Consider the following 577-nt stretch of genomic DNA (forward strand, 5'->3'; position numbering starts at 1 on the left):
GTTACAGACCAGAAAGTCGCCTTCGCCACTGGTGTTCCTCCATATCTCTACGCATTTCACCGCTACACATGGAATTCCACTTTCCTCTTCTGCACTCAAGTCTCCCAGTTTCCAATGACCCTCCACGGTTGAGCCGTGGGCTTTCACATCAGACTTAAGAAACCACCTGCGCGCGCTTTACGCCCAATAATTCCGGATAACGCTTGCCACCTACGTATTACCGCGGCTGCTGGCACGTAGTTAGCCGTGGCTTTCTGGTTAGGTACCGTCAAGGTGCCAGCTTATTCAACTAGCACTTGTTCTTCCCTAACAACAGAGTTTTACGACCCGAAAGCCTTCATCACTCACGCGGCGTTGCTCCGTCAGACTTTCGTCCATTGCGGAAGATTCCCTACTGCTGCCTCCCGTAGGAGTCTGGGCCGTGTCTCAGTCCCAGTGTGGCCGATCACCCTCTCAGGTCGGCTACGCATCGTTGCCTTGGTGAGCCGTTACCTCACCAACTAGCTAATGCGACGCGGGTCCATCCATAAGTGACAGCCGAAGCCGCCTTTCAATTTCGAACCATGCAGTTCAAAAT

1 rRNA gene is annotated in these 577 nt (G+C 53.2%); it reads right to left on the bottom strand.

What is annotated here, in order from left to right:
- Window positions 1-577: ribosomal RNA gene (locus JDS80_RS30700) — 16S ribosomal RNA — on the bottom strand; the annotation flags it as partial.

Source organism: Bacillus cereus group sp. N8 (assembly GCF_016483685.1).
GTDB lineage: Bacteria > Bacillota > Bacilli > Bacillales > Bacillaceae_G > Bacillus_A > Bacillus_A proteolyticus.